Origin of the sequence: Flagellimonas sediminis (genome assembly GCF_010500845.1) — a bacterium.
Taxonomy (GTDB): Bacteria; Bacteroidota; Bacteroidia; order Flavobacteriales; family Flavobacteriaceae; genus Flagellimonas; species Flagellimonas sediminis.
In genome coordinates, this window is the sequence record NZ_JAAAMI010000002.1 from 293,066 (window position 1) to 306,502 (window position 13,437).

A 13,437-nucleotide genomic window follows, 5' to 3' on the forward strand; every position below is an offset into this window, starting at 1 on the left:
AAACAAAAATCCTTGGTAATAACCAATAAGCTTAACGTTTTTAACGATCCAATTTACGGTTTTATTGGAACTCCAAACGAACTAATTTTTAGGCTGATATCCCATCCATATTTCCAAAGATTGCGGAGGATATCACAAATGGGTATGTCTTACATGGTGTACCCAGGGGCTCACCATACCAGGTTCCACCACGCATTGGGAAGCATGCATTTGATGACCAAGGCCATTCAGGTTTTAAGGGTAAAGGAAGTGGAAATTACGCCAGAAGAAGAAAACGGGCTGCTTTGCGCCATTTTACTTCATGATATTGGTCACGGCCCTTTTTCACACGCTTTGGAAGGTTTTGTGGTGAAGGATTTGAGCCATGAAAAAATCTCCCTTCTATTTATGAAGGAGTTGAACGAGGAGTTCGGTGGACAGTTGGAAACTGCCATTTCCATATTTAAGGGAGATTATCCCAAACCTTTTTTGAACCAGTTGGTGTCAAGTCAATTGGACATGGACCGATTGGATTACCTGAAACGGGACAGTTTTTATTCTGGCGTTACGGAAGGCAATATCAACTCCGAACGGTTAATTTCCATGCTGAATGTAGTGGGTGGCAATTTGGTGGTAGAAGAGAAAGGAATCTATGCCGTAGAAAAATTCCTAATGGCCCGAAGGTTTATGTATTGGCAAGTATACCTGCACAAAACAGGATTGGTGGCAGAGCAATTGTTGGTAAGGATCATGCAGCGTGCCCGATTGTTATTGGATCAAGGCGTTGAATTATCGGCAAGCAAACCGTTGCTGTTTTTCTTGAACCAAAATGGCGCTTTGACCTTTGATCAACAAATTCTCAAAGCTTTTTCTGAGTTGGACGATGTAGATATCTTGAGCGCATTGAAAAGCTGGCGCAACCATGAAGATTTTGTGTTATCCAAAATGTGCGGAATGCTTTTGGACCGGAGGCTATTGCATGTGAAGATAAAGGACCAACCCACAATGCCTCAAAAATTGAATCAAAAATTATTTGAGATCGTCCAAAAGTACGATCTTTCAGAAGAAGAAGCCGCTAACTTTGTGTTTGAGGGGGAGATCTCTAACAAGGCCTATAACCAAAAACAGCAGGCCATTTACATTCTTAAAAAGAATGGTAGAATAACGGATGTGCTCAAGGAATCAGATCAACTTAGCCTGAAGGCACTTTCCAAAACGGTTACCAAATATTACAGCTGCTATCCAAAGGAAGCTGTTTAACAAATTTTGTTACTTTTGCACAAATGAAATTCACAGCTACCCAAATTGCCGGAATATTAGAGGGGGAAATTGAGGGAAATCCTCAAATTGCTGTCCATAAATTGTCTAAAATTGAAGAAGGCGAAAAAGGTTCTTTGACCTTTTTGGCCAACCCAAAATACACCGCATACATTTACTCCACCAAAGCTTCCATTACCATTGTAAACAAGGACTTTGTTCCCGAACAGACCTTGAGTACCACTTTGATCAAAGTAGAAGATGCCTACAAGTCATTTTCCAAATTATTGGCCTATTACAACCAAGTGAAAAACAATAAGATAGGTATTGAGAATCCCTCCTATATATCTGGAAGTGCCAGTTACGGCGAAGGGTTTTATTTGGGGGCTTTTTCTTATTTGGGAGAAAATGTGAAGATTGGTGACAATGTGAAGATATATCCCAATGTTTTCATTGGTGACAATGTCAGGATTGGAAATGATGTCATTGTTTTTGCCGGGGCCAAAATTTATTCGGAAACGGTTATCGGGAACAATTGCGTGATCCATGGCGGGGCCATTATTGGTGCTGACGGGTTTGGATTCACTCCCAATGCCAATGGAGAATACAGCAAAGTACCCCAAACTGGAAACGTGATATTGGAAGATAATGTGGATGTTGGGGCGGGTACTACCATTGACCGCGCCACTTTAGGCTCTACCATATTAAGAAAAGGAGTTAAGTTGGACAACCAGATCCAGATAGCCCACAATGTGGAAATCGGAGAACATACGGCCATTGCGGCGCAAACAGGAATTGCGGGTTCCACCAAGATTGGAAAAAATTGCCTTATCGGAGGTCAAGTAGGAATCGTAGGCCATATCACCATTGGGGATAGGGTCAGGATCCAGGCGCAATCCGGTATCGGTAGAAACATTAAAAGTGATGAAGTACTCCAGGGTTCTCCGGCCCTAAATTATGGGGACTTCAACAAATCGTACGTACATTTTAAAAATTTACCCAAACTGGTAAATCAAATCTCCACCATACAAAAAAAGGTTGAAGGTGAACAAAATGAGCAATAAGCAACGCACCATTGAAAAGAAAGTGACACTACAAGGAGTAGGGTTGCACACAGGCGAAAACGTAACCATGAGCTTTTTGCCAGCGAAGGAAAATCACGGGTTTGCGTTTAAAAGGATAGATTTGGAAGGTGAACCCATCATTGAGGCCGATGCCAATTATGTGGTGAACACCCAACGAGGCACCAATCTTGAAAAAAACGGTGTTAAGATCCATACCTCCGAGCATGTCTTGGCTGCCTTGGTAGGACTTGAGATTGACAACGTTTTGATTGAATTGGATGCTCCCGAACCCCCGATCATGGATGGTTCCTCCAAGTATTTTGTAAAAGCTTTGGAAGAAGCTGGTATCGTGGAACAGGAACAAGAGCGTGAAGAATACGTTGTGAAAGATGTTATTTCCTATAAAGATGAAACCACCGGCAGTGAAATTACAGTAATTCCGGCCGATCACTACCAAGTGACCACGATGGTAGATTTTGGCACCAAAGTATTGGGGACCCAAAACGCCACTTTGGAAAAAATGTCAGACTTTAAGGAAGAAATTGCAGATGCGCGTACCTTCAGTTTTCTTCATGAACTGGAAATGTTATTGGAGCATGGACTGATTAAAGGAGGTGACCTGAACAATGCCATTGTATATGTGGACAAGGAAATTTCCGATTCTACCATGAAAAAATTGGAAAAGGCCTTCAACAAGAAAAAACTCTCCGTAAAACCAAACGGCATCCTGGATAACCTTACCCTACATTATCCCAATGAGGCCGCACGTCACAAATTATTGGATGTGGTGGGGGATTTGGCCCTTGCAGGAACCCGAATCAGAGGGAAAGTGATTGCCAACAAACCGGGTCATTTCGTTAACACCCAATTTGCCAAAAAACTGTCCAAAATTGTCAAAATAGATAAAAGGAACAAAGTCCCAACCTATGATTTGAACCAAACACCCTTGATGGATGTGACCCAAATCATGAAAATGTTGCCTCACAGGCCGCCTTTTTTGTTAGTGGATAAAATATTGGAGCTTTCGGATTCCCACGTAGTTGGGGTAAAGAACGTGACCATGAACGAGCCTTTTTTTGTTGGGCACTTTCCTGGGGCTCCCGTAATGCCAGGGGTACTTCAGGTGGAAGCCATGGCACAAACCGGGGGTATCTTAGTGCTGAGCACAGTGCCTGATCCTGAAAATTATCTGACCTTCTTTATGAAGATCGACAATGTAAAGTTCAAGCAACAGGTAGTTCCTGGGGACACCCTGATTTTTAAATGTGATTTGATCTCTCCGATCCGAAGGGGAATCTGCCACATGCAAGCCTATGCCTACGCGAATGGAAGATTGGTATCCGAAGCGGAACTGATGGCACAGATCGTTAAAACAAAAAACACAGATTCTTAGATGAACCAACCCTTAGCATATGTTCACCCCGGGGCCAAAATTGCCAAAAATGTGGTCATAGAGCCTTTCGCAACCATCCATAACAACGTCACCATTGGTGAGGGAACATGGATCGGCTCCAATGTCACCATCATGGAAGGTGCTAGGATTGGCAAAAACTGTAATATTTTCCCGGGAGCGGTAATTTCAGCAATGCCCCAGGATCTAAAATATCAAGGAGAGGAAACAACTGTTCAAATTGGTGATAATACAACCATTAGAGAATGTGCCACCATAAACAAGGGCACCTCGGACCGAATGAAAACCGTCATAGGCAATAACTGTTTGATCATGGCTTATTGCCATGTGGCCCACGATTGTGTGGTGGGAGACGGTTGTATCTTTAGCAATAATTCCACTTTGGCAGGTCATGTTACCATTGGTTCCAATGTGGTGTTGGCAGGAATGGTTGCAGTACATCAATTTGTATCCATTGGCAACCATGCCTTTGTAACAGGTGGTTCCTTGGTAAGGAAAGATGTCCCTCCTTTTGTAAAGGCAGCAAGGGAGCCACTTTCCTATGTGGGCATCAACTCCATCGGATTAAGACGAAGAGGATTTGACGCGGAGAAGATTCGTGAAATACAAAACATTTACCGCATCCTGTATCAAAAAAACTATAACAATACACAAGCGGCGTCCATTATTGAAGCAGAAATGGAGGCTACCCCCGAGCGCGATGAGATTCTTCAATTCATCAGGGATTCGCAAAGGGGCATCATGAAAGGCTATTTTAGTTCAAATTAATTTTATGGCAAATACTTCTGATATTAGAAAGGGGTTGTGCATCCGTTACAACCATGATATCTACAAAATTGTAGAATTTCTTCATGTAAAACCTGGTAAAGGCCCGGCCTTTGTCCGCACCAAATTGAAAAGTGTAACAACCGGCAAGGTACTGGACAACACTTTTTCCGCGGGACACAAAATAGAGGACGTACGTGTGGAAACACGCACCTATCAATACTTATATCCGGAAGGCGAAACCTTCCATTTTATGAACACGGAGGACTACAACCAAATCTCTTTACCAAAGGATTCCCTAGATGCACCAGAGTTGTTGAAAGAAGGAGAGGTTGTGACCATCATCTTCAACGCAGAGGACAATAGTCCTTTGTCAGTAGAGATGCCTGCCAGTGTTATTTTGGAAGTGACCCATACTGAACCAGGGGTTAAGGGGAACACCGCTACCAACGCCACTAAGCCTGCTACTGTTGAAACAGGAGCGCGTATCAACGTACCACTTTTCATCAATGAAGGGGACAAGATCAAGATAGACACCGAAAAAGGCGCTTATCTGGAAAGAGCTAAAGAGTAGGGGATGAAATTTCCGAAAGTCCACACTTTAAAGGAAATTGCGGAACTAATCGGTTCCACCTTTGTTGGAGAGGAAACGTTTCCCGTGTATGGCTTGAATGAGATCCATGTGGTGGAAGCAGGTGATATCGTGTTTGTGGATCACCCCAAATATTACGATAAAGCTTTGCAGTCCAAGGCTACCATTGTCTTGATCAACAAAGAAGTGGAATGTCCCGAGGGCAAGGCATTGCTTATTTCTGACGATCCGTTTCGGGATTTCAATAAATTGACCCGTCATTTCAATCCTTTCGTTAGTGCCAAGAGTGCAATTTCCAGTACAGCTGAAATAGGAGAGGGGACCATTATTCAGCCAGGTACCTTTGTGGGTAACCACGTGAGGATTGGCAAGAATTGCGTCATACATCCCAATGTCACTATTTATGACGGTTGTATCATCGGCGATAATGTAACCATTCACGCCAACACCGTATTGGGAGCCGATGCCTTTTACTATAAAAATAGGCCTACAGGTTTTGATAAATTGGTATCAGGAGGAACGGTGATCATTGAAAACAATGTGGATATTGGAGCTTCTTGTACAATTGACCGAGGTGTAACGGCAGCTACCACCATCAAGGAAGGTTCCAAACTGGACAACCAAATCCAAGTGGGACACGATACAATTATTGGCAAAAAATGTTTGATTGCTTCCCATACCGGTATTGCCGGTTGTGTGATAATTGAGGATGAAGTCACCCTTTGGGGACAGGTAGGGATAACCAGTGGCATAACAATTGGTAAAAAAGCTATTGTTTTGGCCCAATCAGGAATTTCAAAATCCCTTGAAGGTGGAAAAACCTATTTTGGAAGTCCCGCTGAAGAATCCCGTGAAAAGCTCAAACAAATGGCATCGGTCAAGCAGATTCCTGTAATCCTGCAAAAACTGAAAAAGAATTAAAAAATCAATAGATAAAAACTTTAGTAAACCATATTTTTGCACCTATATTAAGTTAAACCTATGAGCGTCTTAGTAAACAAAGATTCAAAAATAATTGTACAAGGATTTACCGGTAGTGAAGGAACCTTCCACGCCGAGCAAATGATTGAATACGGAACCAATGTGGTGGGTGGCGTAACTCCCGGAAAAGGTGGTCAAAAGCACTTGGGCAAACCAGTTTTCGACACTGTGGAGGATGCCGTGAAAGCCGTTGGTGCCGACACCACGATTATTTTTGTTCCGCCTGCGTTTGCCGCAGATGCCATTATGGAAGCTGCCAGTGCAGGTATCAAGGTGATTATTACCATCACTGAAGGTATCCCAGTGGCGGATATGGTAAAAGCTTACGATTACATTCAAGATAAGGACTGTACTTTGATCGGCCCCAACTGCCCAGGTGTCATTACCCCGGGAGAAGCTAAAGTTGGTATCATGCCAGGTTTCGTTTTCAAAAAAGGAAAAGTAGGTATTGTTTCCAAATCGGGAACACTAACTTACGAAGCTGCTGATCAAGTTGTGCGTCAAGGATTGGGAATTACTACTGCCATTGGAATCGGTGGGGATCCTATCATCGGAACCACAACCAAAAAAGCGGTGGAACTGTTGATCAATGATCCAGAAACAGAATGTGTGGTGATGATCGGGGAAATCGGTGGACAATTGGAAGCCGAAGCAGCCAGATGGTACAAAGCAAGCGGAAGTAAAAAGCCGATTGTAGGGTTCATCGCTGGAGAAACTGCACCTGCAGGTCGTACCATGGGTCACGCCGGAGCTATTGTAGGTGGTAGCGACGATACCGCCCAAGCCAAGAAAAGAATCATGCGCGAATGTGGTATCCACGTAGTGGATTCCCCAGCTGAAATTGGCGCCAAAGTAAAAGAAGTGGTTGGCTAACCGACCGTTAAATCTATTCTAAATCCCGTTTTTTAGCGGGATTTTTTTTCGTCTAAACCTAAAACAACAACTATATTTGGTGGATAACCATTCAAACACAATCATCTTATGAAACTTTTGGAAGGGAAAAATGTAATCATTACAGGAGCAAGTCGTGGAATCGGAAAAGGGATTGCCGAAGTATTTGGAAAACACGGGGCCAATGTGGCCTTTACCTATAGTTCCAGCGAAGCACCAGCTTTGGAACTGGAAAAAGAACTGACCGGAATGGGTGTGAAAGCCAAAGCCTACAAGAGCAATGCAGCCAGTTATGCAGATTCAGAAACACTTGTGGCCCAGGTTCTGGAAGATTTTGACGGTCGTATCGATGTGTTGATCAACAATGCAGGCATTACCAAGGACAATCTTTTAATGCGTATGGGTGAAGAGGATTTTGATTCAGTGATCGAAATCAACCTGAAATCCGTTTTTAACATGACCAAAGCAGTGCAGCGTACCATGCTGAAGCAGCGCAAAGGTTCCATCATCAATATGAGTAGTGTAGTTGGTGTAAAAGGAAATGCCGGACAGACCAACTATGCCGCTTCAAAGGCCGGTATGATCGGTTTTACCAAATCAGTGGCCCTGGAATTGGGATCAAGGAACATCCGTTGTAATGCCATAGCCCCAGGTTTCATTGAAACCGAAATGACCGATAAATTGGATGAGAAAACCGTACAAGGTTGGAGGGATGCCATTCCGTTGAAGCGTGGTGGATCTCCAGAAGATGTGGCAAACGCCTGTTTGTTCTTGGCTTCTGACCTTTCTGATTATGTTACCGGCCAGGTGTTGAACGTGGATGGTGGCATGCTAACATAGAATGGATGGAATTGAGCATGGTACTCCTTATTGTTCTTGCAGCGGTTGCCGCGCTCATTCTAGTTTTTTATCAATACTTCTATAAAAATCCCCGCAAGGATAATTTAAAATTCATATTGGCCGCAATGAGGTTCCTGACCTTATTTTGTGGCCTTTTGCTTTTGCTCAATCCAGAGTTTACCAACAACGACTATTATTTGGAAAAGACCAATTTGGTTTTGTTGCTGGACGATTCTTCCTCTATGGATGAAGGCGCCTCAAAAGACAAACTTGCCGCAGTAGTGGACCAGATTCGTTCAAATTCACAACTGAACGATCGGTTTATCATGCATCAATATGCTTTTGGTTCCAATTTGGGGGCAACGGATTCCATTCGATTTGATCAAAACAACACCGATATTGCGAATGCCCTTTCCACTGTAGATCAAATCTTCCTGAACGGTACAAATGCCGTGGTTCTTTTTTCGGACGGGAATCAGACATTAGGTCGTGATTACGAATACCTCAATCTGAACCATCTGACCATAAACCCTGTTGTGGTTGGAGACACTACCCAGTATGAAGATTTGGCGGTTGGTTTGATCAATGTGAACAAATATGCCTTCTTAAAAAATAAGTTCCCTGTAGAAACCACCATTCTTTATCGAGGAACTAGGCCAGTTTCCAGCACGGTATCCATTTCCATAAATGGAAAAAGAGTTCATCAGGAGCAAATCAACTTAAATGCAATAAAAAACAGCCAGACCATAAGTACCCTTATTGAAGCTGAAAGTGTGGGCGTCAAGACGATTAAAATTGAGGTGGGCCCTATAGAAAATGAAAGAAACACCACAAACAATAGCAAGGAATCGGCCATTGAGATCATTGACGAACAGACCAATGTGGTGATTGTTTCCGATATCCTGCATCCGGACATTGGGGCGCTCAAAAAATCCATAGAAGCCAATGAGCAACGGTCCGTTTCTGTTATAAAACCAAGTGGAGATAAAAGGGATTTGGAAGATGCGGACATTTTGATCCTGTACCAACCCTCTAGGAGTTTCAGGGAAGTATACACACATCTTCAAAAAACCGGAATCAATTATTTGACCATAACAGGAAGCAAAACGGATTGGAATTTTCTAAACCTGGCACAGGGCAGTTTTACCAAGGATAACAACAATCAAACGGAAGATATCCTGCCGGTTTTGAACAATGCCTTTGGCATTTTCAATTTGGGCGATTTTGCGGTGGAAGGATTTCCGCCGCTAATCGGAAGTCTGGGGGACATAACCATTTTAAAGGAATCATCTCCGATCATGTTCCAGCAGATTAGAGGGGTTGACCTAGATAAACCTTTGTTCACCATCATCACGGAGGGCAAACAAAGGGAAGCGGCCCTGTTTGGGGAAAATATATGGAGGTGGCGGGCCCAGGCTTATCGCAATGATCAAAGTTTCCATAAGTTTGATACGTTTATGGGGAATCTTATGGTCTATTTGGGTTCCAACAATCAAAGGAGTAGGCTGGAACTGGATTATTCCCTAGTTTTCGAAAATGCAGGTCTGGCCAAAATTAGGGCGTCCTTTTTTGATGAAAGCTACCAGTTCGATTCCAATGCACGGATTACTATCAAGGTAGAAGGAAAAGAAAATCAGATGGTTAGAGATGCACCTTTGCTACTGAAAGGATCTTATTTTGAAGTGGATCTAAGCGATTTGGAAGCTGGAGAATATAATTTTACCGTAATCGTTTCCGGTGAAAATTATAGTCGTACCGGTAGTTTCAAGATTTTAGATTTCAATCCAGAGAAACAACTATCCTCGGCAAACCATGAAAAGTTGCGGCGCTTGGCCCAAAAGAACCAAGGCACATTATACTATTTGAACCAAGTCGACTCCCTAATTCTTGACTTAGCCAATTCACAACAATTCTTGCCCGTCCAAAAGAGCAGACAGAATGTTGTATCTTTAATAGATTTCCGTATTTTACTTGGACTGATGGCCTTTACCTTGGCTTTGGAGTGGTTCATCAGAAAATACAACGGATTAAACTAAACAACATATACATGGATAAGTTACCCAAGATTGCATTACCTGCCATTGCAGGCATCATTTTTTTGATCATTATCATTTCTAAATCAGCAATTACCATAGGTTCTGGAGAGGCGGGGGTACTCTACAGGACCTTTGGGGATGGTGTGGTTACCAATGAACCTCCCTTAGGGGAAGGGTTTCATTTGGTAGCTCCATGGAACAAAGTTTTCATATATGAGGTGCGTCAACAAGAAGTTTTTGAAAAAATGAAGGTACTGTCTTCCAACGGATTGGATATTCAATTGGATGCCTCTGCATGGTTTCAACCCAAATATGAGTTCTTGGGGAAATTACATCAGGAAAAAAGTGAGCAATACAAAGATAGGATATTGCTTCCAGCCATCCGTTCCGCAGCGAGAAGTGTGGTTGGTAGGTATACCCCGGAACAGCTGTACTCCAGCAAAAGGGATGCCATTCAGAATGAAATTTTTGAAGAAACAAAAAACATTGTTGATGGGCAGTACATCCAATTAAACGAGATTTTGGTACGCGATGTTACATTGCCGAACACTATAAAAGAGGCCATTGAGAGAAAACTGAAGCAAGAACAGGAATCCTTGGAATACGAATTTAGACTGGTTACCGCGCAAAAAGAAGCGGAGAAAGTTCGGATTGAAGCCCAAGGTAAGGCAGATGCCAACAGGATTTTGAGTGCCTCCTTGACCGATAAAATCCTTCAGGACAAGGGAATTGAAGCTACTCTTATGTTGGCCCAGTCCCCAAATACCAAGGTGGTCGTAGTGGGATCCGGGAATGATGGGTTGCCCCTTATTTTGGGAAATAACTAAATAACCCTTTTTTGATAAAAAAATATGTTCTAAATTTGGAGCATAATGAGAAATAAGAACGTACATCACCATCATTTTTATACTTGCCCTCAAGCGAGATAGAAGTGTATTGTTGTATATAAAATATATTCTAACCCGTTTGAGAAATCAAGCGGGTTTTGTTTTTATGCCCATTTGGTTTTTTGAACATAATCGTTGAACTAATGACAAAAATTCGGATTGCTGTACAAAAGAGCGGTCGTTTAAACGAGGATTCCCTTCAAATCCTCAAGGATTGTGGTATTTCCATAGACAATGGAAAGGACCAGTTAAAGGCCACCGCCAGAAATTTCCCCTTGGAAGTCTTTTACCTGCGTAACGGGGATATTCCCCAATATCTGCGGGATGGTGTAGTGGATATTGCCATTATAGGTGAAAATGTACTGGTAGAAAAGGGCAAGGACATCACCGTGGCCGAAAAATTGAACTTCTCCAAATGCAGGGTGTCCCTTGCAGTACCCAAAGGGGTCAAGTACAATTCGGTAAAGGATTTTGAAGGCAAGAAAATTGCCACTTCTTATCCCAATACGGTCAGTGAATATCTCAAATCGAAAGGGGTCACCGCAGATCTACATTTGATCAATGGATCGGTGGAGATCGCCCCAAATATTGGTTTGGCCTATGGAATCTGTGATATTGTTTCCAGTGGGAGCACGTTGTTCAAAAACAATTTGAAGGAAGTAGAAATCATCCTGCAAAGCGAAGCAGTATTGGCCGTTTCCCCTAGAATATCGGAAGAACGAAGGGAAATCTTGAAGAAAATCCAATTTAGGATTCAGTCAGTACTGCAGGCACGTCAGAACAAATATATTTTGTTGAATGCCCCCAATGACAAACTGGACCATATCATTTCCCTTTTGCCGGGGATGCGTAGCCCCACAGTTTTGCCTTTAGCAGAAGAAGGCTGGAGTTCGGTGCACTCCGTAATCAAACGCGATACCTTTTGGGAAGTCATCGATGCCCTGAAACAAGCCGGGGCAGAGGGAATCTTGGTTTGTCCGATCGAAAAAATGGTGATGTAATCAGTAATGGAACCTCAATTCACCATCAAATGGATTCCAACGGAAAAGCTCAACAGCATCCTTCCGCTGGCTTATATCCTGAACAGGGAAACCATTCCCATGAACGTGTTGCAAGCGAGATTGAATGAAATGATCCCGATGGGATACAAATGTATCGGGGTGTACGATCAAGAGGAACTGATCGGCATTTGCGGGGTATGGGTATTGAACAAACTCTATGCGGGCAAACACGTGGAGTCGGATAATGTAATCGTTTCTCCCCAATATCAAGGGAAGGGTATCGGAGAACTGATGTTAGATTTCCTGAATGATTATGCCAAAGAAATTGGCTGTGAACGCGCCGAAGTGAACTGCTACGCCAAAAATGTAAGAGGCAAAAAATTCTGGGAAAATCAAGGGTACGAGGCCTTGGGCATACACTTGATCAAAATATATTGAAATGAACAAAATTTATCATCCAAAAAAAGAAGATTGGTCCAAGATTCTTAAACGACCTACCCAAACGGTGGCTGATATTGAAAAAATCGTGGAGTCCATTTTTGAGGAGGTACAAACAAATGGAGATGGGGCCATCAAAAAATATACAGACCAGTTTGACCATGTGCAATTGGATTCTATTTTGGTGACCGATGATGAAATCCAAATAGCATCCAATTCGGTTTCGAACGATTTGAAAAAGGCCATTTCCTTGGCAAAAAATAATATTGAAAAATTCCATGCTGCCCAAAAAACGGTCAAAATGGAAATGGAAACCATGCCAGGGGTATTGTGCTGGCAAGAAAAAAGACCCATCCAAAAAGTGGGGCTTTATATTCCCGGAGGTACGGCACCGCTGTTTTCCACTATTTTAATGTTGGCCATACCTGCTAAGTTGGCTGGTTGTTCAGAGATTGTATTTTGTACGCCTCCGGATAAAAATGGGAACGTAAACCCAACCATTTTGTTTGCCGCTCAACTTTGTGGGGTAACCAAAATCTTTAAGGTGGGTGGCATTCAAGCCGTTGCGGCAATGACATTCGGAACAGAAACCATTCCCAATGTGTACAAAATATTCGGACCTGGTAACCAATATGTTACCGTTGCCAAACAATTGGCCACTAAATATGGGGTTGCTATCGACATGCCAGCCGGACCAAGCGAACTTCTCGTCGTCGCGGATGATTCAGCCAATGCCGCTTTTGTTGCCTCAGATTTGTTGAGTCAAGCAGAACATGGCACCGATAGCCAAGTGATTCTGGTTTCCACTTCCGAAAAATTGATTGATGCTGTTGAAAAGGAAATCGAATCTCAAATAAAACAACTGCCAAGAGCAGCTATTGCAGAAAAATCAATCGGGAATAGCAAGCTCATCTTAGTGAAAGACGATGAATCGGCTATTAATTTGATCAATGAATATGGCCCTGAACATTTTATCGTTTGTGTTGGGAATGAGGATTTTTACCTTCGAAAGATCCAAAACGCTGGATCAGTATTTGTAGGTAATTACACTCCTGAAAGTGCGGGTGATTATGCATCTGGGACCAATCACACCTTACCCACAAACGGCTACGCTAAGCAGTATAGTGGTGTAAACTTGGACAGTTTTATGAAGAGCATGACCTTTCAAAAAATATCCAAGAAGGGAATGGAAGTCATTGGCCCTTCCATAGAATTGATGGCGGAAGCAGAAGGTTTGCAGGCACATAAAAATGCAGTGACCCTTCGCTTAAATAGTACAAAAACAAACTAAATGT

The 13,437-nt window shown here is 42.7% G+C and carries 13 protein-coding genes; all 13 read left to right on the forward strand.

Annotated features, from left to right (window positions below; translation table 11 throughout):
• Positions 1–12: 12 nt before the first annotated feature.
• The 13 genes from GTK07_RS05905 to hisD all read left to right on the forward strand — a co-directional run bounded on the left by GTK07_RS05905 (position 13) and on the right by hisD (position 13,433).
• A complete protein-coding gene (locus tag GTK07_RS05905) occupies positions 13–1,239 on the forward strand; it encodes an HD domain-containing protein (RefSeq protein ID WP_163634011.1) in 1,227 nt (408 codons plus the stop codon).
• A 23-nt stretch (positions 1,240–1,262) separates the two neighbouring features.
• Positions 1,263–2,300, forward strand: a complete 1,038-nt coding sequence (gene lpxD, locus GTK07_RS05910; RefSeq protein WP_163634013.1) for a UDP-3-O-(3-hydroxymyristoyl)glucosamine N-acyltransferase — start codon at positions 1,263–1,265, stop codon at positions 2,298–2,300.
• Entirely contained in the window at positions 2,290–3,693 is a 1,404-nt protein-coding gene (locus GTK07_RS05915; RefSeq protein WP_163634015.1) for a bifunctional UDP-3-O-[3-hydroxymyristoyl] N-acetylglucosamine deacetylase/3-hydroxyacyl-ACP dehydratase, read from the forward strand. The genes lpxD and GTK07_RS05915 overlap by 11 nt, the downstream gene beginning before the upstream one ends.
• A complete protein-coding gene (gene lpxA, locus GTK07_RS05920; RefSeq protein ID WP_163634017.1) occupies positions 3,694–4,479 on the forward strand; it encodes an acyl-ACP--UDP-N-acetylglucosamine O-acyltransferase in 786 nt (261 codons plus the stop codon).
• A 4-nt stretch (positions 4,480–4,483) separates the two neighbouring features.
• Positions 4,484–5,050, forward strand: coding sequence for an elongation factor P (efp, locus tag GTK07_RS05925; RefSeq protein ID WP_163634019.1), 567 nt, complete (start codon positions 4,484–4,486; stop codon positions 5,048–5,050).
• Positions 5,051–5,053: 3 nt separating this feature from the next.
• Positions 5,054–5,989 (forward strand): UDP-3-O-(3-hydroxymyristoyl)glucosamine N-acyltransferase, encoded by a 936-nt coding sequence (locus tag GTK07_RS05930; RefSeq protein ID WP_163634022.1) that lies wholly within the window; start codon positions 5,054–5,056, stop codon positions 5,987–5,989.
• Positions 5,990–6,049: 60 nt separating this feature from the next.
• Positions 6,050–6,922: a succinate--CoA ligase subunit alpha gene (sucD, locus tag GTK07_RS05935; RefSeq protein ID WP_163634024.1), complete on the forward strand. Its 873-nt coding sequence runs from the start codon at positions 6,050–6,052 to the stop codon at positions 6,920–6,922.
• 108 nt (positions 6,923–7,030) lie between these two features.
• Positions 7,031–7,780: a 3-oxoacyl-[acyl-carrier-protein] reductase gene (gene fabG / locus GTK07_RS05940; protein WP_163634026.1), complete on the forward strand. Its 750-nt coding sequence runs from the start codon at positions 7,031–7,033 to the stop codon at positions 7,778–7,780.
• 5 nt (positions 7,781–7,785) lie between these two features.
• Positions 7,786–9,816, forward strand: a complete 2,031-nt coding sequence (locus tag GTK07_RS05945; RefSeq protein WP_163634028.1) for a vWA domain-containing protein — start codon at positions 7,786–7,788, stop codon at positions 9,814–9,816.
• A gap of 11 nt (positions 9,817–9,827) precedes the next feature.
• Positions 9,828–10,643 (forward strand): prohibitin family protein, encoded by an 816-nt coding sequence (locus tag GTK07_RS05950; protein ID WP_163634030.1) that lies wholly within the window; start codon positions 9,828–9,830, stop codon positions 10,641–10,643.
• Between the two features lie 203 nt (positions 10,644–10,846).
• Positions 10,847–11,704, forward strand: a complete 858-nt coding sequence (gene hisG, locus GTK07_RS05955) for an ATP phosphoribosyltransferase (protein WP_163634032.1) — start codon at positions 10,847–10,849, stop codon at positions 11,702–11,704.
• A 6-nt stretch (positions 11,705–11,710) separates the two neighbouring features.
• Positions 11,711–12,142 (forward strand): GNAT family N-acetyltransferase, encoded by a 432-nt coding sequence (locus tag GTK07_RS05960; protein ID WP_163634033.1) that lies wholly within the window; start codon positions 11,711–11,713, stop codon positions 12,140–12,142.
• Position 12,143: 1 nt separating this feature from the next.
• Entirely contained in the window at positions 12,144–13,433 is a 1,290-nt protein-coding gene (gene hisD, locus GTK07_RS05965) for a histidinol dehydrogenase (protein WP_163634035.1), read from the forward strand.
• Positions 13,434–13,437 lie beyond the last annotated feature (4 nt).